The 23,669-nt window shown below is 68.0% G+C and carries 21 protein-coding genes; 8 read left to right on the top strand and 13 right to left on the bottom strand.

Features of this window, described 5'->3' with window-relative positions; genetic code table 11:
- From BLT25_RS28385 to BLT25_RS28365, 5 genes are read right to left on the bottom strand one after another with little or no spacing between them, the layout of a single operon-like run.
- Positions 1 to 834: a fumarylacetoacetate hydrolase family protein gene (locus BLT25_RS28385; RefSeq protein ID WP_091053020.1), complete on the bottom strand. Its 834-nt coding sequence runs from the start codon at positions 832 to 834 to the stop codon at positions 1 to 3.
- Positions 831 to 1,964, bottom strand: coding sequence for a cupin domain-containing protein (locus BLT25_RS28380; protein WP_091053018.1), 1,134 nt, complete (start codon positions 1,962 to 1,964; stop codon positions 831 to 833). Before BLT25_RS28380 ends, BLT25_RS28385 begins: the two co-directional genes overlap by 4 nt.
- Before the next feature lie 31 nt (positions 1,965 to 1,995).
- On the bottom strand, positions 1,996 to 3,654 hold the full coding sequence (locus BLT25_RS28375) for a (2,3-dihydroxybenzoyl)adenylate synthase (RefSeq protein ID WP_091053016.1): 1,659 nt from the start codon (positions 3,652 to 3,654) through the stop codon (positions 1,996 to 1,998).
- Positions 3,651 to 5,741, bottom strand: a complete 2,091-nt coding sequence (locus tag BLT25_RS28370; RefSeq protein WP_218131516.1) for an acetate--CoA ligase family protein — start codon at positions 5,739 to 5,741, stop codon at positions 3,651 to 3,653. The genes BLT25_RS28375 and BLT25_RS28370 overlap by 4 nt, the downstream gene beginning before the upstream one ends.
- Positions 5,738 to 7,321: an FAD-dependent monooxygenase gene (locus BLT25_RS28365; RefSeq protein WP_091053014.1), complete on the bottom strand. Its 1,584-nt coding sequence runs from the start codon at positions 7,319 to 7,321 to the stop codon at positions 5,738 to 5,740. Before BLT25_RS28365 ends, BLT25_RS28370 begins: the two co-directional genes overlap by 4 nt.
- A gap of 137 nt (positions 7,322 to 7,458) precedes the next feature.
- Between BLT25_RS28365 and BLT25_RS28360 the strand changes: the two genes are divergently transcribed.
- From BLT25_RS28360 to BLT25_RS28350, 3 genes are all read left to right on the top strand, one after another.
- The gene (locus BLT25_RS28360) at positions 7,459 to 8,910 is read left to right on the top strand and encodes an aldehyde dehydrogenase family protein (protein WP_091053055.1); all 1,452 of its coding nucleotides are present in this window, start codon (positions 7,459 to 7,461) and stop codon (positions 8,908 to 8,910) included.
- A 78-nt stretch (positions 8,911 to 8,988) separates the two neighbouring features.
- Entirely contained in the window at positions 8,989 to 10,092 is a 1,104-nt protein-coding gene (locus tag BLT25_RS28355) for an NAD(P)-dependent alcohol dehydrogenase (protein ID WP_091053013.1), read from the top strand.
- A gap of 454 nt (positions 10,093 to 10,546) precedes the next feature.
- Positions 10,547 to 11,893, top strand: a complete 1,347-nt coding sequence (locus BLT25_RS28350) for an MFS transporter (RefSeq protein ID WP_091053011.1) — start codon at positions 10,547 to 10,549, stop codon at positions 11,891 to 11,893.
- Positions 11,894 to 11,975: 82 nt separating this feature from the next.
- On the opposite strand, the gene BLT25_RS28345 is transcribed toward BLT25_RS28350, so the two are convergent.
- Positions 11,976 to 12,569 carry a cysteine hydrolase family protein gene (locus BLT25_RS28345; RefSeq protein ID WP_091053009.1) on the bottom strand — a complete coding sequence of 198 codons (594 nt, stop codon included), beginning with the start codon at positions 12,567 to 12,569 and terminating at the stop codon, positions 11,976 to 11,978.
- 41 nt (positions 12,570 to 12,610) lie between these two features.
- The gene (locus BLT25_RS28340) at positions 12,611 to 13,186 is read right to left on the bottom strand and encodes an NADPH-dependent F420 reductase (RefSeq protein WP_091053007.1); all 576 of its coding nucleotides are present in this window, start codon (positions 13,184 to 13,186) and stop codon (positions 12,611 to 12,613) included.
- Between the two features lie 90 nt (positions 13,187 to 13,276).
- On the opposite strand from BLT25_RS28340, the gene BLT25_RS28335 reads away from it, so the two are divergent.
- On the top strand, positions 13,277 to 13,765 hold the full coding sequence (locus tag BLT25_RS28335; protein ID WP_091053005.1) for a MarR family winged helix-turn-helix transcriptional regulator: 489 nt from the start codon (positions 13,277 to 13,279) through the stop codon (positions 13,763 to 13,765).
- Positions 13,766 to 13,785: 20 nt separating this feature from the next.
- Here BLT25_RS28335 and BLT25_RS28330 read toward each other — a convergent pair whose 3' ends face one another.
- The 6 genes from BLT25_RS28330 to BLT25_RS28305 form a co-directional block, all read right to left on the bottom strand.
- Entirely contained in the window at positions 13,786 to 14,262 is a 477-nt protein-coding gene (locus BLT25_RS28330) for a (2Fe-2S)-binding protein (RefSeq protein ID WP_091053003.1), read from the bottom strand.
- A gap of 10 nt (positions 14,263 to 14,272) precedes the next feature.
- Entirely contained in the window at positions 14,273 to 16,606 is a 2,334-nt protein-coding gene (locus tag BLT25_RS28325; RefSeq protein WP_091053001.1) for a molybdopterin cofactor-binding domain-containing protein, read from the bottom strand.
- Positions 16,607 to 16,803: 197 nt separating this feature from the next.
- Positions 16,804 to 17,700 (bottom strand): ABC transporter substrate-binding protein, encoded by an 897-nt coding sequence (locus tag BLT25_RS28320; protein WP_091053000.1) that lies wholly within the window; start codon positions 17,698 to 17,700, stop codon positions 16,804 to 16,806.
- On the bottom strand, positions 17,697 to 18,383 hold the full coding sequence (locus BLT25_RS28315) for an ABC transporter permease (protein ID WP_091052998.1): 687 nt from the start codon (positions 18,381 to 18,383) through the stop codon (positions 17,697 to 17,699). The genes BLT25_RS28320 and BLT25_RS28315 overlap by 4 nt, the downstream gene beginning before the upstream one ends.
- Positions 18,380 to 19,033: an ABC transporter permease gene (locus BLT25_RS28310; RefSeq protein WP_091052997.1), complete on the bottom strand. Its 654-nt coding sequence runs from the start codon at positions 19,031 to 19,033 to the stop codon at positions 18,380 to 18,382. Before BLT25_RS28310 ends, BLT25_RS28315 begins: the two co-directional genes overlap by 4 nt.
- Complete coding sequence (locus BLT25_RS28305) at positions 19,030 to 19,839, bottom strand: ABC transporter ATP-binding protein (protein ID WP_091052995.1); 810 nt, start codon at positions 19,837 to 19,839, stop codon at positions 19,030 to 19,032. The genes BLT25_RS28310 and BLT25_RS28305 overlap by 4 nt, the downstream gene beginning before the upstream one ends.
- Before the next feature lie 63 nt (positions 19,840 to 19,902).
- Between BLT25_RS28305 and BLT25_RS28300 the strand changes: the two genes are divergently transcribed.
- From BLT25_RS28300 to BLT25_RS28285, 4 genes are all read left to right on the top strand, one after another.
- Positions 19,903 to 20,424: a PadR family transcriptional regulator gene (locus tag BLT25_RS28300; protein ID WP_218131515.1), complete on the top strand. Its 522-nt coding sequence runs from the start codon at positions 19,903 to 19,905 to the stop codon at positions 20,422 to 20,424.
- Positions 20,421 to 21,410 (top strand): zinc-binding alcohol dehydrogenase family protein, encoded by a 990-nt coding sequence (locus BLT25_RS28295; protein WP_218131514.1) that lies wholly within the window; start codon positions 20,421 to 20,423, stop codon positions 21,408 to 21,410. The genes BLT25_RS28300 and BLT25_RS28295 overlap by 4 nt, the downstream gene beginning before the upstream one ends.
- A 295-nt stretch (positions 21,411 to 21,705) precedes the next feature.
- The gene (locus BLT25_RS28290) at positions 21,706 to 22,458 is read left to right on the top strand and encodes a GntR family transcriptional regulator (protein ID WP_091052994.1); all 753 of its coding nucleotides are present in this window, start codon (positions 21,706 to 21,708) and stop codon (positions 22,456 to 22,458) included.
- Between the two features lie 90 nt (positions 22,459 to 22,548).
- Entirely contained in the window at positions 22,549 to 23,661 is a 1,113-nt protein-coding gene (locus tag BLT25_RS28285) for a zinc-binding dehydrogenase (protein ID WP_143033896.1), read from the top strand.
- The last annotated feature ends 8 nt before the right edge of the window (positions 23,662 to 23,669 follow it).

Genomic DNA, 23,669 nt, shown 5'->3' with positions numbered 1-23,669 from the left:
TCAGCGACCGGCTTTCACAACCCGGTTGCGGAGCTCGCCGATGCCCTCGATGCCGACCTCGACGACGTCCCCGGCCTGCAGGTAGCGCGGGGGCTTGCGGGCATGCCCGACGCCTCCCGGGGTTCCGGTGAGGATGATGTCGCCGGGCCGCAGCGTGGTGATGGTCGAGATGTAGGCGACCAGTGCGGCCGGGCCGTGCACGAGGTCGTCCGTCGCGGCCTCCTGCATCTTCTCGCCGTTCACAGTCGTCCAGATCCGGCCGGACGGCTTCCACTCGTCGCCGGTGACCAGCACCGGGCCGAGTGGCGTGGATCGCTCCCACATCTTGCCCTGGAGCCACTCCTTGGTGCGGAACTGGAAGCTCCGCATGGAGACGTCGTTGGCCACGGTGAAACCGGCGATGGCCGCTGCCGCGCTGGTCTCGTCGGCGTGCCGCACCTCAGCGCCGATGACGATCGTCAGCTCGGCTTCCCAGTCGAGCTGCTCGTCCTCCTCGGGTGCTTCGATGTCGTCGTTGGGCCCGGTGAGGGTGTCGGCGAACTTCGCGAAGAGTGTCGGGTACTCCGGCAGGTCACGACCCATCTCGAGGATGTGCGTGCGGTAGTTCAGACCGACGCACACGACCTTGCCGGGTGACGGGACCAGCGGAGCGAGATCCAGCTCGGCCCACGCGTGCTGGGGGCCGTCTGCTGCTGCCGCGATCTCTCGCCAGTCTTCGCGTGACAGCAGCTCGCCGACATCTGCGCCGTGGGCAGAATCGATCTCGACGGCGGTCTCGCCGTCTACGCGCACGGCTCGGTGTCCACTGTTCGTACGGATGGTTGCGAGCTTCATGCGTGCTGGTCCTTCTCGTCGGTGATGCGGGTGCGGGCGAAGCCCAGGCTCTCGATGATCGGCTGATCGCCGAAACGGAAGAGGTCGAGGCCGTCGTCGGTGCTGAGGCTCAGTGCGCTCCAGGACGGCACGACGAGCATGTCGCCGCGCTCGACCTGGTGCGGCTGTCCGTCGATGGTGACCACGCCGGCGCCGTCGAAGACCTGGAAGACGCTGGAGCCGACCTCGCGTCGCTCTGCGGTCCGTACGCCGGCGCGGAGCCGGTGGAACTCAGCGCGGATGGTGGGCATCACGTCTCGGCCGGTGGTGGGGTTCACGTAGCGTACGGCGGCGTGCCCCTGCTCGACGGTTGCCGGGTGGCCGGCGGCCTCCAGCTCGAGCTGACCCTCCAACGCTGCCTCGGTGTGCTCCCAGCGGTAGGCGGCGATCGGGGAGGACTTGGTGTCCTCCAGGCCCGACAACGGCCGCAGCCCGGGGTGGCCCCAGAGCTTCTCGGAGCGGGACACGTGCGGTGTCGACTCATCGGTGACGCGGTCGCTGCCGAACTCGAAGAAGCTCGTGTCGGTGTAGTGGACGAACGGGATGTCCAGGCCGTCGATCCAGGCCATCGGCTGATCGGTCTCGTTGTGGTGGCCGTGGAAGTTCCAGCCCGGGGTCAGCAGGAAGTCGCCCCGGCGCATGGCGACGGGGTCGCCGTTCACGACGGTCCAGACACCCTCGCCCTCGACGACGAAACGGAAGGCGTTCTGGGAGTGCCGATGCTCCGGCGCCACCTCGTGCCCGCCGAGGTACTGGATCGCCGCCCACAGGGTCGGAGTTGCGTACGGCCGTCCGCCGAGTCCGGGGTTGGCCAGCGCGATCGCGCGGCGCTCGCCCCCGCGGCCGACCGGGATGAGGTCGCCTGCCCGGGCGGCGAGCGGAAGCAGGGTCTGCCACTTCCACACGTGGGGCACGGCCTGCGGCTTCGGGGTCATCGGCATGAGATCGCCGATCTGGGTCCACAGCGGGATCAGGTGCTCGCTGTCGAAGTCGTTGTAGAGGCGCTCGATCTCGCGCTCTTCCTCGGGGGTCGGCGGCGGCGGTGCCACCGTGCCGGCAACGAGGTCGGGGTCTTGGGTGTGCGTGTTCATGTCCACTCCCTAGTCGGAATCGGTGTGCGGGTCAGGTCGTGGTCAGGCGCGAGCCGATGTCCTCGCGGAGCGCGCGCTTGTCGATCTTGCCGACCTTGGTCATCGGCAGTGCAGGGGCGATCTCGAGACGCTCGGGAAGCTTGAACGCCGCGATCCCGGAGTCGTGGAGGTGCGCTCGGATCGCCTCGAGGGTCACCTCGTGCCCCTCGTGCGGGACGACGTAGAGGCAGAGGCGTTCGCCGAGCACCGGGTCCGGCATGGCGACCGCGGCGACGAGGTCGACACCGGGGATCGCGTAGACCAGGCTCTCGATCTCCTCGGCGCTGATCTTCTCGCCGCCGCGGTTGATCATGTCCTTGTCTCGGCCCTGGACGATCAGGTTGCCGTCGGGCCGGCGTACGACGATGTCACCGCTGCCGTACCAGCCGCCCTCGAGGAACGAACGGGAGTTGTGCTCCGGGGCACGGTAGTAGCCGCACGGAGTGTAGGGGCCGCGGGTGTAGAGCGCTCCGGGGGTGCCGTCGGGGACATCTTCACCCAGGGGGTCGAGCACGCGCACTTCGTCGGCCTCGTGCACGGGGCGGCCCTGGGTGGTGCAGATGGTCTCCTCAGGGTCGTCCAGCCGGGTGGTGTTGATCAGACCCTCGGCCATCCCGAACACCTGCTGCAAGGTGCAGCCGAGGACGGGCTTCACGCGTCGGGCGAACTCGTCGGGTAGACGTGAGCCGCCGACCTGGAGGACCCGCAGGCTCGAGAGCTGGTTGGCACCGACCTCCTCCTGATGCTGGATCCAGCGCTGGGCGACGGCCGGAACCGCCGCAGCGATCGTCACGCCCTCCCGTTGCATCGTCGCGAAGGCTCGGACCGGCTCAGGGCTCGGCAGCATCACCGCTCGGCCCCCGATGAGCAGTGCTCCCAGGACTCCAGGGCAGGCGAGCGGGAAGTTGTGGCTCACCGGCAAGGTGCCGAGGTAGACGTCCTCGGGCCCCATCTCAGCCGCCTCGGCGGTAGCCATGATGTTGCAGAGGTAGTCGTTGTGCGTCCGGGTGATCAGCTTGGGCAGGCCAGTGGTGCCGCCGGAGATGAGGAAGCAGGCGGGGGAGTCGGGGTCCGGATCCCAGGTGTCCACGAGCGAGCGGCTCGCCGCCGCGTCGTCGGGAACGGCGAGGAGGTCGTCGAGAGCGTACGCCCCGTCGCGGGGTACGCCGAGGACCACGACCTTCTCCAGGTCGGGGAGCTCGCCGGCGAGCTCGTGCGCGAGCTCTTGGTGGTCGAAGTCGCGCAGGACGTCGGGGACGACGATCGCACGGCTCTCCGAGAGGGAGGCGAGGTGAGTCAGCTCGTGGCGGCGATGCGCAGGCAGTGCCATCACCGGAATGATGCCGGCGCGGAAGCAGCCGAGGGTCAGGACCATGAACTCCCAGCCGTTCGGGAGCTGGACCAGGACTCGGTCATCCGGCTCGAGGCCGATCTCCAGGAGGCGCTCGGCGGTTGCGTCGGCGCGCTGAGCCAGCTCGCCGTAGGTCATCCGGACCTCGCCGTCGACGATCGCGACACGATCAGGGTGTCGGTCGGCGACCTCCTGGTAGGCGGCACCGAGCGTGATGTCCTTCCAGTAGCCGGCCTGCCGGTATCGCTCCGCCATCTCGGCCGGCCAGGGCACCGTTCCTTCGCGGGTGGGGATGCTCATGGCTGCGTGCTCCTCTGGGGTTGTTCTGGCTTCGTTGCCGTGTCCTGCGGTTCTGCGACGAGGACGGCGTCGAGGGCGATCAGGCCGGCCTCGCTCGCTCGGAGCGGATTGACCTCGACCTCGGCTAGGTGTGGGTTGTGGACCAGCAGGTCTCCGACGATGCCGAGCACGTCCGCGAGAGCGCCGCGGTCGACGGGTGGGTCACCGCGGTGGCCGTCGAGCATCGTGCGGGCCTGCAGCCGGTCTGCGAGAGAGACGAGGTCGTCGCGTGGACACGGGACGGCCGCGATCGCTACGTCGGCGTACACCTCCGTCGCGGTTCCGCCGACACCGACCATCACGACCGGTCCGAAGACCGGATCTCGACGGGCACCGACGATCAGGTCCACCCCCGGACCGACCATCTGCTCGACGAGGACCTCGCCGCTGCCCAGCGCGGCGAGCTCGTCGAAGGCCTCGTCGAGGGCCGTCGGATCGCTGATGCCGAGGCGTACCCCGCCGATGTCGCTCTTGTGAAGGATGGTGGCGTCGGAGACCTTGAGCACGACCGAACCACCGATGTCGGCGAGGGCCCGGCGGGCCTCGTCCCGGGTGGAGCAGATCCGCCGCACCGGGGTCCGCACACCGGCATCGTGAAGGATGCGCTTGGCATCGTCTTCCGACCACGGCCCTGTCGACACCTCGAGCGAGGATCCGCCGAGCATCGCCGAGCTGCTGGCCGCGGCCTGCCGGCGGGCGTCCTCGGCAAGCGCGGAGACGGCGGTCGCGAGCGCGCGCGGCCCGACGACGAGAGGTACGCCTGCGGCAGCGGCCTTGCCGACGGCCTCGGTCACGTCGGGCCCGGGCCCATCGATCCCGACGACGACGGCATGGCCGGACTCGTGTGCGGGAACTGCCGACGCCACCAGGTCGACGACGGGTTCGGTCAGTGCGTAGACAGCGGTGACGTCGATCGCGGCGTCGGCGGCGACGATCGAGACGAGCTCGTCGTGCTGAGGTCCTGGTCGACCGGTGTCGACCGGATTCGCCTGGTACGTCATGGGCGGAAGAAGCTCCGCCACAGCATCCTGTGTCTCCTGGCTGAGCGTGGGGAGACCGACGCCCGCCTCGTGCAGGGCGTCGGCGATCACCAGCCCCGGCCCAGCCTGGGCGGTGACCAGCGCGGCGGCGGGTGACGCGCTCGGGGCCAGGCGCCCTGCGGCGAGCACCGAGGTGGCGACGACGAGCTCGTCGACGTGGTCGACGACGACTGCGCCGGCCTGCCGAAGGAGCTCCCGCGTGGTACGCCAGGACGTGGCCAGCGCGCCGGTGTGGGATTGCGCGAACTCCCCGATGTCGTGCTTACCGACCACCATGGCGACCACAGGCTTCTCGCGGGTCGCCTCCCGGACGGCCGCGAGCAGTGCATCGCCGTCGGTGACGTTCTCCAGGTGCAGTGCGATCGCCCGGGTGTTGGGGTCCTGGACGAGATAGGTCAGCACCTCGGGGGCGGAGACATCGATCCCGGCCCCGATGCCGACACCCAGGCTGAGGCCGCAACCTTCGCGCTGGAACGCGAAGGCCAGTGCATGGTTGAGACCGCCGCTGGCAGCGACGACCCCGACGGCGCCTGGCTCGAGCGTGCTGACCCCGGGCACGAAGCTGGCGAGCAGCGAACGCGACGGTGAGAAGAATCCGGAGGTGTTGGGCCCGAGCAACCGGACGCCGCTGCGGGCCGCCGCCTCTTCGAGCCTGGCCTGGTGCGCGACGCCTTCTCCGCCCGCCTCGGCGAACCCGCCGGCGCAGATCAACGCTGCCCGGATGCCTGCTTCGCCGCACTCGGCGACGACATCGGCGCATGCTGAGGCTGGGACGCACAGGACCGCGAGGTCGATACCGTCGGGGGAGGCGTCGACCGCACTGCCTACGGTTGCGTGCATACCCTCGGCGCGGGCGTTGACGAGGGCCACGTGGCCGTCGTAGGACGACAGACTGGCGGCCATCACGCCGCCGAGCTTGTCAGGGACGGTGGAGGCACCGACGACGACGACCCCGCGCGGAGCGAAGAGAGGCTGAAGCGAGTGTTGCGGTGCGTGGCTGGTGGTCACTTTGCCTCCTTGGGAGCGGCGACCGCGTCTGCGCGGCCGGAGAGCAGCACCGTCTCGGCAGCGTCGTCGGCGGCGAGATCAGGCCCGCTCATGACGGTCACGAGGCCGGTCTGCAGACGGGCGGCTTCGGCGAGGAGCGTGCGTGGAAGGCCGCTTCCGGCGATCACGACGACGCCCGTCTCGGGCAGCTCCTTGCGGGCGGCGGCGACGCCGGTCTCGTTCGTGGGTGCCTCGATGATGGGTGCCGTGACGGACCGGCCGTCCCGGTCGACGAGATGGGCTGTCCCGTTCTCAGAGGTGACCAGGTCGAGGCGTCGTCCGAAGGTCGTCGCCGGTGAGGCCGAGTGAGCCTCGACGGTCGAATCCAGCGCAGCGGCGCCGTGCTGCTCGACCCATGCGGCGCGAACCTTCTCCACGAGCCCGGGGTCTCGTTGGGCCATCTTCTCGACCCCGATGCTGCGGGAGAAGAAGTGGAACGTGAAGGTGAGCGGGTCGAGCGTGCGCTGGTACGTCCCGAAGTGCTCCCACCACGACAGGCTCGGGCGCGCGGCCCCCTGGATCTTGCCGACCGAGGTCTTGCGGATCTCCTGGTAGGCGCCGAGCGCGTCGGACAGCGAGATCCCCTCGGTGGCGGCCCGTGTGATCTGAGCGGCCAGGACCACGGAGTCCTCCATCGCCATCTTGGTGCCTGAGCCGACGGAGAAATGAGCGGTGTGGACCGCGTCGCCGAGCAGCACGACGTTGCCACGCCACCAGTCCCGCGTACGCCGGGTGCGGAAGTTTCCCCACCGGGAGTTGTTCGCGACCAGCTTGCCCTCGCCGATGTCGTCGGCGAACAGCTTCTCCAGATAGGCCTGGGTCTCGGTGTCGGAGGGTCCCGGGGGCTGCGTGACGTCGAAGGCGTCCATGCCCGCGCGGCGCCAGGTCTCCTCATCGGTCTCGACGATGAAGGTGCTCAGCTCGTCGCTGATCGGGTAGCCGTGCACTGCGAAGTTGCCGTGCTCGGAGACCCGGTGCACGAAGGTGAGCCCGTCGAAGAGATGGGTCGTGCCGAACCAGATGAACTTGGCCGTGGCGGTGTCGACCTCGTGCCCCACGGGCTCCTCGCTGTCGAGGTGCTCGCGAATCGAGGAGTTGGTGCCGTCGGCGCCGACGACGAGGTCGTACTCGCTGCGCAGCTGGTCCAGCGGGGGAGCGGTGGTGCCGAAGCGGAGGTCGACACCGGACTGCTCGGCATTGTCCTGAAGCAGGCCGAGCAGGACCTTGCGATGGATGGCTGACATTCCGTTGCCGCCGAAACCGTGCTGCTGGTCGTTGCTCAGCACGTCGATGCGGTCCCAGTGACGACCGTGGTCGCGCAGCGCATCTCGCAGCACCGGGTCCGCCTCATCGATGGCGCGGAGAGTGGCGTCGGAGAAGACCACGCCGAACCCGAATGCGTCGGTGCGCTGGTTGCGTTCGAAGAGCGTCACCGCGGCCTCGGGAAGAGCGCGTTTGACGAGTGTGGCGAGGAAGAGTCCGCCCGGTCCTCCGCCGACAACGGCTATCCGTGGCGAGCTGCCGAGCTTGGGTGCGTCCATGACTCCAACATAGATGCCGAGAAAGTTATGTGCAACATCTTGACGTGGTCCGACGAAAAGTTGTTATCTAGTGTTGCATGTCACAACGCGGTGCTGCTCTGATGCGCCGCGGCCACTTCGTGAACCAAGGGAAGACCATGACCCTCACCGATTCGTTCAGCCCGCCGGCCGTCAACCACCTCAACGGTGCCGCCGGCTCGACGACCTACCGCGACCACCAGGACCCGGGCCGCCTGGACAGCGTCGCTTCGCGCATCGCTGTCGGAACCGCCGCGGATGTCGACGCGGCCGTGCAGCGTGCCCACCGCGCGTTCCAGCAGTGGCGCGATGTCTCGCCCGCCGAGCGCGCCGCCGCTCTCATGAAGGCCGCCGAGGTGGTCCAGGCAAGTGCCGAGGAGCTCGCTCCGCTGCTCGTCCGCGAGCACGGGGGCGTGCTCTGGGAGGCGCAGACCGACTTCATGCTCGGCACCGGCGTCCTCCAGCACACCGCCAGCCTCGTCGAGGAGTTCTTCACCCCGACGACGTACGACGACGAGCAGTCCTACATCAGCGTCGAGCGTGTGCCGCGCGGCGTCGTCGGCGCGATCGTGCCGTGGAACATGCCCGTGGTCCTCACCATGATGAAGCTCGCCCCGGCGCTCGCCACCGGCAACACGCTCGTCCTCAAGCCCTCGCCGTTCGCGGCCGCGGCGCTGACCATGCTGCTCGAGCGGATGTCGGCCGTGCTTCCCGAAGGCGTCATCAACGTCGTCCACGGCGACACCGAGGTCGGAGAGGCTCTGACCAGTCACCCGCTGGTCCGCAAGGTCGGCTTCACCGGGGGCACGTCCACGGCCAAGCACGTCATGACCAGCGCTGCTGGGACGATCAAGAACATCACCCTCGAGCTCGGCGGTAACGACCCGGCCGTGGTCCTCGACGACGCCGACCTGAACCTCACCCTCGACCGGATGCTGCCCGGTATCTACACCCGAACCGGCCAGATCTGCTTCGCGGTCAAGCGCGTCTACGTACCGCGCTCGTCCTACGACACGTTCGTCGATGCGCTGTGCGACCGGGTCTCGGGATACAAGGTCGGGCACGGTCTCGACCCCGAGGCCTCCTTCGGGCCACTCAACAACAAGGCCCAGTTCGACCGGGTCCAGGAGCTCATCCGGGCCGCCCGGGACAGCTCCTCGAAGGTGATCGAGCTCGGCACCAAGCTCGAGCCCGACAACTGGGACAACGGCTACTACGTCCTGCCGCACGTCGTCCGTGACGTCGAGCACGACGCGCTGATCACCTCCTGCGAGCAGTTCGGCCCGATCATCCCCGTGGTCGCGTACGACTCCGAGGAGCAGGCGCTCGCCTGGGCCAACGACAGCGAGTACGGCCTCGGGTCGTCGGTCTGGACCAGCGACCCCGAGCGTGGCCTCGCTCTGGCTCGCAAGATCGAGGCGGGAAGCACCTTCATCAACACCCACTCCTTCGAGTCGCTGGACCTCCGGATGCCGTTCGGCGGAGTGAAGCAGAGCGGCATCGGCCGCGAGTTCGGCACGGCAGGCATGGCGGAGTACGTCGAGGAGCACTCGATCCGCCACCTGAAGTGATCCAAGCAACCAACCTCGGTGCGCCGGCCGTCAGCGACGGTCGGCGCACCCATCGAGCTACACCCGGGAGGGAAACCCATGGTCAGCATCACTGCAGCAGTCGCCCGTGAGCACGAGAAGCCACTGACGTTGGAGAGCCTCGAGCTCGACGATCTCCGTGGCAACGAGGTGCGCGTCCGCATGGTCGCCACCGGTATCTGTCATACCGACGCGATCGTTCGCGACGGCGTCTACCCGACCCCGCTCCCAGCGGTTCTGGGTCACGAGGGAGCGGGGGTGGTGGAGGCCGTCGGCGATCTCGTCACCTCCGTCGTCCCTGGTGACCACGTGGTCATGTCTGCCGCCTACTGCCGCCACTGCGACAAGTGCCGCACCGGTCAGATGGCCTACTGCGAGAACCTCTTCGCCCAGTGCTTCGGCGGCAGTCGCGAGGACGGCACCACGTCGCTGACCAGCAGCGGCGAGCGGATCTCCTCGCACTTCTTCGGCCAGTCGTCGTTCGCAACCCATGCGAACGTGGTCGAGGCGAGCATCATCAAGGTCGACTCTGAGGTTCCGCTGGACAAGCTCGCTCCGCTGGGCTGCGGAATGCAGACCGGTGCGGGTGCCGTGCTCAACGAGATCCGACCCCGGGCCGGCTCCTCCTTCGCCGTCATCGGCACGGGCGCGGTGGGGATGGCGGCGGTGATGGCAGCCCGCGTAGCGGGGTGCACGACGATCGTCGCGATCGACCGTCACCAGTCCCGCCTCGACCAGGCGCTCGAGCTCGGAGCGACCCACACCATCAACACCACCGACCTCGACCTCGTCGAAGAGCTCAAGCGCATCACCGACGGCGCCGGCGTGGACGCGATCCTCGACACGACTGCCCTCCCGAAGCTCTTGGCGTCGGCAGTCGACGCCCTGGCGATCCGGGGGACGCTGGCCCTCGTCGGCGCAGCGGCGCCGGGCACCGAGGCGCCGTTCGAGATCGGTGGCTCCCTGGTCAAGGGTTGGACGTTCAAGACGATCGTCCAGGGCAGCTCCGTGCCGCAGGACTTCATCCCGCGGCTGGTGTCGCTCTGGAAGGAAGGTCGTTTCCCGCTGGACCGTCTGATCAAGACCTACCAGCTCGACCAGATCAACGAGGCATTCGAGGCCTCGGAGTCGGGGGCTGTAGTCAAGCCCGTCCTCGTCTTCTGAGCGGACCCTCGACACCGCGGGCGCTCAGGGGGCATCCCTGGGCGCCCGTGTCGTGTCCGGTCCCAGGAGACGCCAGCCCTCTAGAGATCCGTGTGTGCGTGTCGGCGAACTGCCAACGAATCACTGGTCTACCTTGCCTTTGCACACCGATTCGGCGCCGATGAAGTCAGGGCCGACGGCGATCGGCAGGCGTGAAGAAGTTGGTCCCGTCGCACGTCGACCCGCGCACAATCCGGTGTTCCGTTCGGCTCGGGTGTGCCGCGCTTCAGCGGCCCCGATGCACGTCGGCGCCGGCCGTCACGGGCGCTGACCGTGGCCCGCCTCGCACCAGGCGAGATCCCTGTTGTTGCAGGTCGAGACGCACTTCGAGTTAAACATGTGTCACTTCATTGACGGGCACCTTCAGTTTGTTACACACTGATTGTGACCGATCCCACACCGCAGGAGCATTCCCATGTCAACGGTTCACAAGTCCCCAACCACCCAGACGCCGGCACAGCGGCGTCGGGTGCTCGTCGTGGTGGCGCTGGCCTTCGCGACGATCGTCCTCGACGGCTATGACCTGATGGTCTACGGCGCGATGGTGCCGGCGCTGCTGGAGTACCCGGAGTGGGCGCTCACGCCCACGCAGGTGGGCCTGATCGGGAGCTACACCACCTTCGGAATGCTCGTCGGGGCGCTCGGTGTCGGCTTCCTGACCGACATCCTCGGCCGGCGGCGGATCGTGCTCGCCTGCATCGCCTGGTTCAGCCTGGCGACCGTCGCAACGGCGATGGCTTCGACTCCTGAGGCGTTCGGGCTGTTCCGCTTCCTGGCCGGTATCGGTCTGGGCGGCGTGATGCCGACGGCGATCGCCCTCACTGTCGAGTACGCCCCGCGTGGTCGCCAGCAGCTCTACAACGCGATGATGTTCGTCGGCTACTCGGTCGGTGGCGTCCTGGCTGCTCTCGTGGCGATCGCGCTCCTGGCCGAGACGGGCTTCCGCAGCCTGCTGTGGGTCGGGGCTGCGCCGGCGATCGTTCTCATTCCTCTGGTGTACTTCCTGCTGCCCGAGTCGATGAGCTATCTCGCGCGGCGAGGCCGACTCGAGGAAGCGCAGCAGCTGGCTGAGAAATATGGCGCAGACATCGATGTTCCTGATGTGGACGCCACCAAGGGTGGCCGCGCGACCTCTGCGGTCTCGTACCTCCTGTCGAAGGGCCGCCGCGGTCCGCTGATGCTGTTCTGTGTCGCGTCGTTCATGGGTCTGCTGCTCGTCTACGGTCTCAACACCTGGCTGCCCGCGATCATGCGGTCGGCCGGTTACCCCCTCGGGTCCTCCCTGAGCTTCCTGCTCGCCCTCAACCTCGGCGCCATCGTCGGTACCTTGGCCGCTGCCGCCGTCGCCGATCGGATCGGGTCGCGGATCGCGATCAGCCTGGCCTTCCTCGCGGCCGCCATCACGCTGGTGTTCCTGAGCCTGCAGCCGCCGGCGGCCCTCATCTACGTGTTCATCGCCCTGGCCGGTCTCGGCTCGATCGGCACCCAGATCCTCGTGAACGGCTACGCGGCGGCGTACTTCCCGGCCTGGGCGCGTGGAACCGCTGTCGGCATGACCCTGGGTATCGGCCGGATCGGGGCCGTGGTTGCTCCGACCATGGTGGGTCTCATCATGGACTCGAACCTCGGGTTCCAGTGGAACTTCTACGCCTTCGTGATCCCGGCGGTGCTCGGGCTGGTCGCGATCGTGCTGGTGCCACGAAGGGCCCAGACCGCGGTCTCGTCGTCTCCGCAGGTGTCCCAGAGCTCGAGGACTGCCTAGGCGCGCCGGGCCCAGATCCACCGCTGGCCGCCAGTGCGCCCCTCATGGTCGGGCGCGCCTGGCGGCCAGTGTTGGATGCGGCTCAAGCGGTGATCGCGGCCGTCTCCGTGATCTCGGCGATGTTGGTGAGCGCGAAGCTGAGTGCCGCGTGCTGCCAGTCGTCGCCGAGGCTCGAGGTCGCGTCGGAGGCCAGCACCACCCGGTAGCCATGGTCGGCAGCGTCCCGGACGGTGTGCTCGACGGCCATGTTGGTCCAGACTCCCGCCACGACCACGGTCGTGATGCCGAGGTTGCGCAGCATGAGGTCGAGATTGGTCCCGTTGAATGCGCTCATCCGGTTGCGGAGCAGGACGGGCTCGTCCGCACGTGGCTCGAGCCCCTCGAGCGGCTGTGCGCCCCACGAGCCGAGCTTGAGCGACTCCGGTCCGATCATCGTGAAGATCGGCGCATTGCTCCCGCCGAACGGGCGGCCCGGATAGGACACGATGTGGTTGTGGATGACGGGCACGTCGTGGTCACGCGCCCAGCCCAGCAGCTCACCCACGTGGCCAAGCAGGTCCTGCTTGACCGCGTGGGCAGCGGCGCCGAACGAGGCGTATGCGCCGTCCGGATGGACGTTGTCGTTCTGGAGGTCGACCAGAACCAGTGCCGTGTCGTCGAGGTCGAGCTCGGTCATGCGGCTTCCTTTCGCCAGATATCTGCGTGGACGGATCGGAGTCAGGCGATGGTGCCGAAGCCGCCGGTCCAGCCGATCTTCTCGCCAGCCGCCAGCGTGAGCTGCAGGAAGCCGAACGCCTCGAGCTCACGAGCGCGCTTCAGGCTGCCCGCGTCAACGGCCTCGAGGCCGCCGGAGGTGACGATCTCGGCCAGGGCGTTCTTGGCCTCGGTGTCGTCGCCGGCGATCAGCACGGTGGTGGTCAGGTCGCCGACCTTCCCTGCGGCGAGTGTCCCGGCAAAGGTCGTGTTGAACGCCTTGAGCACGCGCGAGTCGGGGAGCGCCGCCGCGACCTCGGCGGCCGCGGAGCTGTCGGCGGGGACGACGAGCGAGTCGAAGGTCTCGAAGTCGAGAGGGTTGGTGATGTCGACGACGACCTTCCCGGCGAGTGATGCGCCGCGCTCGCGGATGACATCCTGCAGGGCGGGGTAGGGGACGGCGAGGACGACGATGTCGCTCGCGACCTCGACGGTGCCGTCGCTCTGTCCGAGCAGCTGTGCGGTGTGGCCGCCGCGGCCGGCGACGGCCGCGATCGCCTGCCCCATGTTGCCGGTACCGATGATCGAGATGTCTGCCATGATGTGCTCCTTTGAACGAATTGCTTGTTGCTACAACCAAAACCCTAACACGGATAACTTGTAGCTTCAAGTAATTGGTATGCTGGAGGTATGGAGACGCCATGGCTAGATGGGGAAGAGATGGCGGCCTGGCTGCGCCTGGTCGCGATCGCTGAGCTGCTCCCCGGCACTTTGGATGTCCAGCTCCGACGCGACGCCGGGATGAGTCACTTCGAGTACTTCGTGCTCGCAATGCTCTCCGAGGCTACGGAGCGGACGCTGCGCATGACCGAGCTCGCACAACGAACCAACGCGACCCTCGCCCGGCTCTCCCATGTCGTACGACGACTGGAAGAGCGCGGGCTCGTCGAGCGGTTCCCTTGCCCGGAGGACGCCCGTGCGACCAACGCCAGGCTCACCGACGCGGGCTGGGACTCCGTCGTGGCGTCAGCCCCGGGGCACGTCGCCAATGTTCGCAGCAACGTCCTCGGTGACCTCTCGCAGGACCAGGTCCGTCAGCTGACGAAGATCGGCGACGCGCTCCTGTCTCGCCTCGACCCAGACGGCAAGATGACCGCCCTGTATCGGCGGAACGGCTGACGCTGTCACCGACCTGTCGCTCACATGCGCGCGGCGCCGGCCTTGACCGCCTTCCGGATGCGTGCGTAGGTGCCGCACCGACACACGTTGCGGATCGTGTCGAGGTCGGTGTCGGTGATCTCGCGTCCTTCGGCGTGCACCTTGTTGACCAGCGCGACGGCGGCCATGATCTGGCCTGGCTGGCAGTAGCCACACTGGGCGACGTCCTTCTCCAGCCATGCCTCCTGCATGGGATGCAGATCGCCGGGGACGGTGTCGGCCAGGCCCTCGATGGTGGTGATCTCATCGCTCTCTGAGACCTGGGAGACCGGCACCGCGCACGGGTTGAACGCCTTCCCGTTGATGTGTGAGGTGCAGGCCTTGCAGACGTTGATTCCGCATCCGTACTTCGGTCCCTTGATCCCGAGCACGTCGCGCAGCACCCACAGGAGGCGTACGTCATCTGCTACGTCGACCGTGATCTTCTCGCCGTTGACGACGAAGGTGTGTTCAGGCACTGCAGTCTCCTCAGTAGACGTAGTCAAGGCCGTTGGTGGGTGATGCCGGGACAGGAGGCACGAACTCCTTGACGTCGAAGCCGATGGGGTCGTCGTGGTTGATCGGGAATCGCTTCGGCATCTTGCCGGTCGCCCGGGCATAGGCGCAGGCGATGGCGGCGCACGAGACCGCGACGCCCGCCTCGCCCGCACCGCCGGGCTGCTCGGAGTCGGAGGGCATCACGACGACCTCGAACTCCGGCGGGATGTTCCACTCGCGGGTGTAGAAGTAGTTGTCCCAGCTGGCCTCGAGGAAGTGGCCGTCCTCGAGATGACAGCTGCTGGTCAGGGTCATCGCCAGTCCATCGGAGAAGCCACCCATCATCTGCGCCTTCAGGCCGGTGGGGTTGACGACCAACCCGGCATCGACGACCAGGGTCGCCTTCGTGACCCGAGGCCCGGTGACGGCGTCGCGGATCTTCCGGTTCACCGTCTCCGGACGGCAGTCGATCTCCACGAGGCACGCGGTGGCGCCCTTGTACTCCTTGTGGATGGCGATGCCTTGCGCGGTGCCGGCCGGCATGGAGCGGCCCCAGTTGCCGAGCTCAGCGACCTTCTTCAGGACCTTGCGCGTTCGATCGTCCTTGAGGAACTCGAGCCGGAGGTCGAGCGGGTCCTTGCCCATCGCCTTGGCGATCGCGTCCACGACGAGCTCGTTCGCAGTGCGTACGTCTGCTGAGTAGGGATTCCGCATGGCGCTGGTGTTGAAGCGCTGGTCGGTCTCGTTGAGAAGCTGTGTGACGACGCCGAAGTCGTAGGGCAGCTCGGTGCTCAACGTGAAGATCGTCTCGCTGACCCCGAGGTTCCCGAGTCCGGGCGGCAGCGACACGGCGGTCGCCGTCAGCATCTCCCCGAATCCGTGCCTCCAGTCCGTGGATACGCTGGTGTGGCGCTGCTCGAAGGTCAGCACCTGTCCGGCGAGGTGGGTGGCCCGAATTCGCGACGTCGCCATCGGGCGCAGGCGCCCCTGGCGCGGCTCGTCCGCTCGGTGCCACATGAGCCGAACCGGCTTGCCGAACGCCTTGGAGGCCTTCGCGGCCTCGATCGCGCCGTCACCGAACAGCTTGTGGCCGAATGACCCGCCACTTTCGACGACGTTCACCTTGACCTTGGTCTGGGGGAGGCCGACCGCCTCGGCGATCCGGCCCTGGGTGACGATCGGAATCTTCAGTCCGGCCCAGATCTCCGCACGATCGCTGCGCACGTCCGCCACTGCGCAGTTCGGCTCGAGCGCTGCGCTGCTGCGGAACATGAACTCGAAGTCCATGTCGATCGTCTTGGCCAGCAGCGGGATCTTCGGCACTGCCAGTGGGATCTCCGCCTTGCGCAGGTTCGCGAGCACGGAGGCGTCGTCCTCGCCGTCCACGCTGCCCGCGTTCCAGTCGACCTCCAGCGCGCGGATCCCGTCGATGCACTGGCCGAAGGTCCGGGCCCGGACGGCGATCCCGGTGTCGATCATCGCGACGTCGGTGACGCCGGGCATCGCTTCCACCTCGGCCTTGTTGCGGATGGCTTTCGGGGTGCCGTTCAGCGTGGGCGCACGACAGATCATGGTGGGCAGCGCCCCGGGGACGTCGTAGTCCATGGCGAACTTCTTCCGCCCGGTGACGATGTCCATGGCGTCCACCCGCTTGGTCGGGGTGCCGATGACCTTGAACTCGGAGGAAGCCTTGAGCTTCACGTCGGCCTCGACCTCGACGGTCGTGCTGGACGCCGCCTTGACCGACAGCTCCCCGTATGTCCGCGACGAGCCGTCCGGCGCCTCGATGACGCCGTTCTTCGAGCGAAGCAGCGTGACCACCGAGCCGAGCTCGATCGCAGCGGCCTGCAGCAGGGCGCCCTTCGCGATGGCCGCTGCGACCCGTACCGGCGTCATCGTCGACACGGTCGTGTTGGAGCCACCGGTCAGCTGGTTCCAGATGAGCTCGGGACGCGCCGGCGCGAGCGAGACGTGGACGTGCCTGACGGGGAGGTCGAGCTCCTCGGCCAGGATCATCGCGGTGGAGGTGGTGATGCCCTGACCCACCTCGGCGCGCGGGATCTCGAAGTAGGCATGCCCGTCCTCACGGATCTCCACGGTGACCAGCTGTGCCGTCGGCCTGGCCGCGTCGGTCAGGAGATCGTTGAGGTCATAGGCCTCTGGAATCTGCGGTGGCGACGGGACCGCTGCGTGCGCAGGTGCGTCGAGGTTCAGGTCTACTGCCACCGCGAGTGTCGTGCCGGCGATCAGGTAGCCGATGAACCCTCGGCGAGTGGTGCCGCGCCTGGCGGATGGCTGGACGGAGTGCAGTGGTTCGGAGGTCACGGGGGAGTCCTTTCCGTGTTCGGCTTCTGTCCGGGATGTCCCCGGTTCCTCCCCTTGACCCGAGCCATCCGCCTCCCAACGAAGTGACCTGCGTCACCCATTTCATATAACAGATTCGCGTGGTCCGGCAACTTTTTGGCACATATTTTTGGGCGCGTCGGTTGCCGGACCACGGTCTGCTCATGGCCTTCGTTGTCTCAGAGCAGCTGTTCGCTGGTGAGCCAGTCCTTGGCGATGACGGCTGCAGGCAGCTCCTCCTCGACGCTGCGAGCATTGAGGTCGACCAGATCCTGTGCCGACATCGCGGCGCTGACTCGGTCGATGATGGCTGCCGCTTCGTCGGTGACGTCGTCGCTGGCGAGTGGGACGACGTGTGATGCGAGGAAGAGCCCCTTGGTGTCCTCCAGCGTGACCAGGTCGTTCTCCTTGATCGACGGGTCCGCGGTGTAGATGATGGCGAGCTGGATCTTGTCGTCCTGGAGGGCCTTGACGGTGAGTGGTCCGCCTCCGTCCTCGATCGGGGTGAAGCCGACATCGACCCCGTAGGCCGACTTCAGCCCCTTCGGGCCGTTGGGACGGTTCTCGCCTTCGGAGTTGCCGCCGAGCGTGAGGGAGTCGGTGACCTCGGCCAGGTCGGCGATCGTGCTCAGATCCCAGGTGTCTGCGAACCTGCGGGTCACGACGTAGGCGTCCTGGTCGGTTGCATCGGACTGGTCCAGTGCTCGCAGGCCCTTGGGAGTGACCTGCTCGAGTGCCGTGTAGACGTCGTCGGCGAGGCGGGCATCGGTCTCCGGCTGCCAGTACTGCAGCAGGGGACCGGTGTACTCCGGGAAGAGGTCGATGCTGCCGGACTCGATCTCCGGGACGTACGCCTCCCGCTGGCCGATCCGGAACTGCCTGTCGACCTCGTAGCCGCCGTCCTCGAGGGCCTGTGCGTACGCCTCGGCGATGATCTCGTTGGAGTAGTAGTCCTGGGACCCGATCACGATGGTCTCGTCGGATCCGCTGGTGGAGTCGAGCGGGTCGCTGCCGCCGCAGGCCGTGAGGGTCAAGAGGGCGGCCGCCGAGGTGGCCGCGAGCAGGTGCTTGTTCATGCGATTCCTTTCAGGGTTGGTGCGCCGGGCCGAGCACGGCGCGTCACCCACCGCTGCACGGTGGCGAGGGCGAGATCGAGGAGCAGCGCGAGGGCGCCGACGAGGAGGGCTCCGGCGAGCATCTCGGGATAGTCACGGGCCTTGAGTCCGGCGTAGAGGTATCGGCCCAGGCCGGCATCGGCGACGTACGCGGCGAGGGTTGTGGTCGAGACGACCTGGAGAGTCGCGGAGCGCAGTCCGCCGACCAGCACGGGCGCGGCCAGTGGTAGCTCGACGCGCGTCACGATCTGCGTCTCGCTCATCCCGATGGCTCGTGCCGAGTCAACGGTCGCCCGGTCGACCGCCTCGACGCCCGCGTAGGCGCCCGCGAGCAGGGACGGGAGCGCGAGCGCGATGAGCGCGATCACGGGAGCGAGCAGACCGATGCCGATCGCGAGGCCGAGAAGCGTGAGGAGGCCGAGGGTGGGGACGGCACGTACGGCGCCGGCCAGGCCGACGACGAGCCCGCGTCCGCGTCGGGTGTGGCCGATGAGGATGCCCAGGGGAAGCGCAACGACGGCGGCGAGAGTGACGACGAGGAAGGTGATGCCGAGATGCTCGAGGATCCGCCAGCCGATCCCGGTCTCGCCCTCCCAGTGGGCGCGGTCGAGGATCCAGGCGACGGCTTCGATGAACAGGTTCACGCCGTGGCTCCCGTCGGTGCCCGGTGGTTCCACGGGGTGAGCGCCCATCCCAGGACCACCAGCAGCTGGTCGAGGACGAGTGCCAGCACCACGACGACGACCAGACCCGTGAGGACCTCACCGGTGATGCCGCGCTGGAACCCGTCGGTGAAGAGCGTGCCGAGGCTCGGGATGCCGACGAGTGCGCCGATCGTGACCAGGCCGATCGTGCTGGCGGTGACGACACGGACTCCGGCCAGGAGCACCGGGGCCGCCAGCGGCAGGTCCACTCGCCAGAGCAGGCTCCGATCGGTGTGGCCGACGGCGACTGCTGCGTCTCGGACACCTCCGTCGACCGACTCGAAGGCATCGACCGCGGTCCGTACCAGCATGGCGACGCCGTAGAGGGTCAAGGCGATGACCAAGGTGGCCGGTGAGCGCAGCGGAATGGCGATGACAGCCGGAATGATGATCAACAGAGGCAGTGACGGCACGGCGTAGAGCAGACTCGCGGCGGTGAGGACCGGTTGCCCCAGTCGCGGTCGGGTGTGGGCCAACCGGCCGAGCGGCACAGCGACGAAGGCGCTCAGCAGCACAGCCGGGACTGTGACGTAGAGGTGCTGGATGGTGAGGTCGACGACCTGCGGCCAGTTGTTGCCCAACCAGGTCATGACAGCACTCCGAGCAGCTTGCCGCGCCCGTCGACGACGAGACTCTGGCCGCCGACCTGCTTGGTCCGCAGCCGACGATCGGCTCGATCGGCGCCGACGAACTCACGTACGAAGTCGTCGGCCGGATCGGCCAGGATCTCCTCGGGGGAGCCGGTCTGCGCCGTGAGGCCGCCGGACCGGAGTACGACCACCTCGTCGGCGAGGCGGAAGGCCTCGTCGACGTCATGGGTGACCAGCACGATGGTCTTGCCGAGGTCGGCCTGGAGGCGGATCAGCTCGTCTTGGAGCTCTCGGCGGACGATCGGGTCGACAGCGCCGAACGGTTCGTCCATGAGCAGGATGTTGGGCTCGGTCGCGAGCGCGCGAGCGACCGCGACGCGCTGCTGTTGGCCCCCGGAGAGCTGGGCGGGGTAGCGCTTCCCGAGCGACGGGTCGAGTCCGACGCGTTCCAGGAGGCCGAGCGCGGCCCGTCGTGCCGTGCTCTTCCTGGTGCCGTTGAGGATCGGCACCGTCGCGACGTTGTCCAGCACGGTGCGGTGCGGCAGCAGGCCGCCCGCCTGAGGTACGTAGCCGATCGAGCGGCGCAGGGCGACGCGGTCGAGGGTGCGTACGTCCTTCTCGTCGATCAGCACCGTTCCGGAGGTGGGCTCGATCATGCGGTTGACCATCCGGAGCAACGTGGTCTTGCCGGAACCGGATGAGCCCACGAGGGCGACGGTGCGGTGGGACGGCGCGATCAGCGAGAAGTCAGCGACGGCCACGGTGCCGTCTGCGTACGTCTTGCCGACCGAACGTAACTCGATCATGGCGCCACTCCTGAAGTCGGGAACACTGGGACAATACATCGAATCGAGGTATTATTCCGTGGTGTGAGCATCGTCGACGTCATGGTTCTCGGCTTCCTGGCCGAAGGACGCCAGCACGGGTACGAGCTGCGCCGGAAGATCGAGCAGCTGCACGGCCACACCCGCCGCATCAGCGACGGGACGCTCTATCCGGCGATCGACCGCCTCGAACGCAACGGCTACGTGGCCAAGGAGGCCGCGCCGGGACGCGGCCGGGCCGGTCGACACACGCTCACCCTCACCGACGTGGGGCGGCGGCATCTGCTCGATGTGCTCCGTGCCGCCGACGGCCACGACATCACCGACGCGACCCGGTTCTTCGTGGTGCTCACGTTCCTGTCCCTGCTTCCGGACCGTGCCGATCAGCACGCGGTCCTGCGCCGCCGGTTGACCTTCCTGGAGACGCCGGCGAGCTTCTTCTACGACGGCAACCGGCCGATCAGGGCCGAAGAGGTCGTCGACCCCTACCGTCGCGGGCTGCTGCTGACCGCCCGCGCCACCAGTGCCGCCGAGAAGGCGTGGATCAGAGAGGAGATCGACTCGTGAACGCGAGCGAGACCATGCGAGCTGTTGTGCTGGAGGCGCCCGGGCCGGTGGAGGCCCTACAGGTCCGGGACCTGCCTCTCCCGGAGCCCGAACCGGGCTGGGTGCGGATCCGGGTCAAGGCGTTCGGGCTCAACCGCTCCGAGCTGCACACCCGTCTTGGCTTCGCCGGGGACTCGGTGACGTACCCGCGGGTGCTGGGTATCGAGGCCACCGGCGTCGTGGAGCTTGCGCCAAGCGGCGAGTTCGAGCCGGGGCAGCAGGTGATGACGATGATGGGTGGGATGGGACGTACGTTCGATGGTGGCTACGCCGAGTACACCTGCGTCCCCGCGGGCCAGGTCATCCCGTTCCGCTCCGACCTCGACTGGGCGACGCTGGGAGCCGTGCCGGAGATGCTGCAGACGGCGTACGGCTCCTTGACCGTCGGAGTCGACATCGAGCCTGGTCAGAGCCTTCTCATCCGAGGCGGCACCTCCTCTGTCGGAATGGCGGCAGCGGTGCTCGCCAAGCGCAGCGGTGTCCGCGTTCTGGCCACGACCCGGAGTGCGGCCAAGGCCGAGGCGCTCGAGGCGATCGGGGTCGATGACGTGCTGGTCGACGACGGCGATGTCGCGGCCCAGGTGCGGCGGCTGCTTCCTGAAGGGGTCGACGGTGCGATCGAGCTGATCGGGACGCCGACGCTCCCTGACACGCTTCGGTCCACCCGTGTCCACGGCACGGTGTGTTTTACCGGGATGCTCTCGAACGTGTGGACCGTCGAGGAGTTCTACCCGATCGACTATCTACCCACAGGTGTTCGCCTCACCGCCTACTCCGGGGAGGCCGAGAATCTCCCGGCCGACGTTCTTCAGGGCTTCCTCGACGATGTGGCCGCCGGTCGGGCGGTCGTCCCGATCGACACGGCCTACGACCTCGATAGGATCCGGGAAGCGCACCAGCGGATGGAAGATGGTGCAGCCCGAGGCAAGCTCGTTGTGGTTGTATGAAGGTGCGTCTGTGGCTCATGGCCCCGGATCGCCGCCCCAGATCGGCTCTCCGCCGCGGTGGGTCGAGGGGCGATCGAAGGCGTCGGCTGTGCTGCCGGCCGGGATCGCGGCATCGGAGTCAACGTGACCAGGCGGCCTCGTCTCCGGCCGTGTGAAGCAGATCACCCCGCGTTTCTTCGCTGTCAGTGAGAATGGCGGTGCTGGTGAGCGGCCGACCCGGTTGCCAGCATCCGGCGTAACTTCCGGTTCACGGATCCGACACGGGCGTTCACACTTTCGCCCCTGCAATGGAGACATGTCCCAGCACGTGGTGAGCTTCCATCCCCGCACCGAGCGGCGTCTGTCAGCGGCGCGTCGCGTCCACGACCTGCTCCGATCCGCCATCATCCGCGGTGAGCTGCGCGCCGGGGTGCTGCCCGGCGAGGCCGAGCTCATGATCTCGTTCTCCGCGAGTCGACAGGTCGTGCGGGATGCACTCGACCTGCTCCGTCGGGAGGGTCTGGTGCGCCGTCTGCAAGGGACTGGAACGCTCGTGACCTCGACCCGAGTCCGTCACGACTTCAACTTTCTCCACGGTCCCGAACAGGGCCGGGTCGAGCACCGCCTGCTCGGAGTCTCTCGCGAGGTGGCGCCCCCGCAGGTCGCCCGTGAGCTTGAGCTCCCGGCAGGTGAGGAATGCGGGATCATCGAGATGCTGTCGTTGCTCGAGGACGAGCCGTTCTACACCTCGACGACGTACGTCCCGACCACCTTCCTCGCCCTTGCCGAGGGTCTGGGTCCCCATGACGAGTGGTTCGCGATCTACGAACGGACCGGCATCGAGCTCGGGTCGACCAGACACGCCATCGAGGCGTCCGTCGCTGACCCCTTCACCGCCGCCCTCCTCGACGTCGAGGAGGGGCATCCAGTGCTCCTGTTCGAGCGGGTCGTGCGTGACCTGGGTGGCACTCCACTCGAGTACGCCTTCACGCAAGTGCGTGGCGACCGGCTCACGCTTCAGCAGACCCTCAGCCGGCGAAGCCCGGACGGCTCCTGGCACCCCGAGTAGCGCCACTCCGCCGTCGCCACTTCTGCCACCGTCTTCGGGATGCCTCGCGTCCCGGGATGCTGGCGCCTACCCGAAAGGTACCGCACGCCCGTGAACGTCACCGAGCGGCTCAATGCCGCACCGTCCATCCGATCCCGAGTCCCCGACCTGATGCGAGCCGTGCTCGTGCGAGAGCCCGGCGCCCCGACAACGCTAGCCCCCGAGATGGTGCCGGTGCCGGTGCCGGCACCGGGACAGCTCCTCGTCCGGGTGGAGGCCACGACCGTGATCTCCTCAGAGCTCGCGAGCCGCGCCGGAGTCTCTACCGCACGCCTTCCGCTGGTTTTGGGCAACGACTTCGTCGGCGTCGTCGTCGAGGCCCCCTCAGCACCCACCCTTGTCGGAAACCGGGTACTGGGGGCTTACGGCGGGTACGGATACACCCGCGACGGTGCCTGGGCCGAGTACGTCGTTGTCGACGAGGTCGACGCCTTCCCGGTCCGCACGGATGTCTCCGCCGTCAGCATCGCGTCCGTGGCTGGCTCGTTCACGGCGGCATCTGGGAGTCTGCGAAGCCTTGGAAACCTGGCCGGACGGACTCTGCTGGTCCGCGGTGGAACCTCGGGGGTCGGACTTGCGGTGATCACGCTCGCCCGAGACGCGGGAGCCCGAATCCTGGCCACGACCCGCGACTCGACGAAGGTCGAGGCGTTGCGAGAACACGGTGCGGACGACGTGATTCTTGATGATGACCGGCTGTCCGAGCGCGTGCGCGAGGTAGTTCCGGGCAGAGCCGACCTCGCCGTGGAGCTCCTCGGGGTGGCCGCGCTCCCCGAGACCCTGAGATGCGTGCACGAGTACGGCGTCGTCTGCCTGACCGGGCTGCTTCGGGACCAGACCAATTCGATCCGAACCGGTGTTCGGGAGGACCGGTCTGCTCCTGCCTTCCCGCACCCCATGGAGCTGATCCCTCCGACGGTGCGCCTCACCGTCGGAGGCGTGGACGGGACAGCGCGGACCCCCGAGCTGGTGCGGGGCTGGGTGGACGGTCTCGCGACCGGCCGCTACCGGATGCCCGTCGACTCCGTGTTCGACCTCGATGACATGGCCGCGGCGCACGAGCGCCGGGGCGACCCCAGGGCCTTCGGGAAGGTCGTCATCTCGGTATCACGGGACGTGGGCAGCACAGCGGGAACCGAGCCGTCGTCCGATGGCCGCAGATGAGACGGGAA

Origin of the sequence: Nocardioides sp. YR527 (genome assembly GCF_900101045.1) — a bacterium.
Classification (GTDB): domain Bacteria; phylum Actinomycetota; class Actinomycetes; order Propionibacteriales; family Nocardioidaceae; genus Nocardioides.
Note: the sequence above shows the minus strand (reverse complement) of the source record. Positions and strands in the feature narration are given on the sequence as shown.

Bases quoted from the DNA above. Each gene is read 5' to 3' on its own strand.
- BLT25_RS28385 (WP_091053020.1), bottom strand. From the start codon at position 834: ATGAAGCTCGCAACCATCCGTACGAACAGTGGACACCGAGCCGTGCGC.
- BLT25_RS28380 (WP_091053018.1), bottom strand. From the start codon at position 1,964: ATGAACACGCACACCCAAGACCCCGACCTCGTTGCCGGCACGGTGGCA.
- BLT25_RS28375 (WP_091053016.1), bottom strand. From the start codon at position 3,654: ATGAGCATCCCCACCCGCGAAGGAACGGTGCCCTGGCCGGCCGAGATG.
- BLT25_RS28365 (WP_091053014.1), bottom strand. From the start codon at position 7,321: ATGGACGCACCCAAGCTCGGCAGCTCGCCACGGATAGCCGTTGTCGGC.
- BLT25_RS28360 (WP_091053055.1), top strand. From the start codon at position 7,459: ATGACCCTCACCGATTCGTTCAGCCCGCCGGCCGTCAACCACCTCAAC.
- BLT25_RS28355 (WP_091053013.1), top strand. From the start codon at position 8,989: ATGGTCAGCATCACTGCAGCAGTCGCCCGTGAGCACGAGAAGCCACTG.
- BLT25_RS28350 (WP_091053011.1), top strand. From the start codon at position 10,547: ATGTCAACGGTTCACAAGTCCCCAACCACCCAGACGCCGGCACAGCGG.
- BLT25_RS28345 (WP_091053009.1), bottom strand. From the start codon at position 12,569: ATGACCGAGCTCGACCTCGACGACACGGCACTGGTTCTGGTCGACCTC.
- BLT25_RS28340 (WP_091053007.1), bottom strand. From the start codon at position 13,186: ATGGCAGACATCTCGATCATCGGTACCGGCAACATGGGGCAGGCGATC.
- BLT25_RS28335 (WP_091053005.1), top strand. From the start codon at position 13,277: ATGGAGACGCCATGGCTAGATGGGGAAGAGATGGCGGCCTGGCTGCGC.
- BLT25_RS28320 (WP_091053000.1), bottom strand. From the start codon at position 17,700: ATGAACAAGCACCTGCTCGCGGCCACCTCGGCGGCCGCCCTCTTGACC.
- BLT25_RS28310 (WP_091052997.1), bottom strand. From the start codon at position 19,033: ATGACCTGGTTGGGCAACAACTGGCCGCAGGTCGTCGACCTCACCATC.
- BLT25_RS28305 (WP_091052995.1), bottom strand. From the start codon at position 19,839: ATGATCGAGTTACGTTCGGTCGGCAAGACGTACGCAGACGGCACCGTG.
- BLT25_RS28290 (WP_091052994.1), top strand. From the start codon at position 21,706: ATGTCCCAGCACGTGGTGAGCTTCCATCCCCGCACCGAGCGGCGTCTG.